The sequence below is a fragment of the Oleiphilus sp. HI0086 genome (genome assembly GCF_001635225.1).
In genome coordinates this window covers 1-735 of sequence record NZ_LWFZ01000536.1, presented here as the reverse complement: position 1 = coordinate 735, position 735 = coordinate 1, and the positions used below count along the sequence as shown (strand labels likewise).

The following is a 735-nucleotide window of genomic DNA, read 5'->3' as shown; positions in this document are numbered from 1 at the left end:
TCACTTGTAGGCAGATGTCTCCGTGCCTCGCTGGCGGACTGGCACAAAGTTTCTATGAAGCACCGCATTAGCGAGGGGTAGAACCCTCTGCCTACGATTGAGTTTATTAGTGATTAAGAGCGGCGCCAGCTGGTACCATCTTTACTATCATCTAAGGTAATGCCCTGCTCTAACAACAGATCACGAATTCGGTCAGACTCCGCCCACTCTTTATTCGCACGTGCTTCTGTTCTTGCCACAACTAAAGTATCTATCTCATCATTTGATAAACCATCAGCCGAAGCTGCGCCTTTAAAGTAATCTTCAGGGTCTAATTGAAGAATACCCAAAGCTTCACCTAAAGAACGAAGCGTACTAGCCAAGGCCGCAACATTGTCACCTTCATCAGTACGTGCAACATTTAGCTCTCGAACCAAGTCAAACATCACGGCCAATGCTTCAGGCGTATTAAAGTCATCATCCATCGCTGTTTTAAAGCGCTCAAGATAAGACTCAACGCGCGCTTCAGAACTTAGCTCTGCCTCGCTCAAACCACGTAAAGACTGATATAAACGATCCAAGGTTGCTTGCGCTTCAACCAGGTTATCTTCGGAATAATCAACCTGACTACGATAGTGGCTAGACACTAGGAAGTAACGAATCACTTCAGCCGGATACTTTTCCAAGACTTCGCGAATGGTGAAGAAGTTACCCAAAGATTTAGACATCTTTTCTTTGTTTACACGAACAGCGCCT

General features: G+C 45.6%; 1 protein-coding gene. It reads right to left on the bottom strand.

Going from position 1 to position 735, the window contains the following annotated elements:
* Positions 1-113 precede the first annotated feature (113 nt).
* Positions 114-735, bottom strand: a 622-nt coding sequence (locus tag A3756_RS06540) for a DALR domain-containing protein (RefSeq protein WP_156490327.1), incomplete at its 5' end; no start/stop codon positions are given.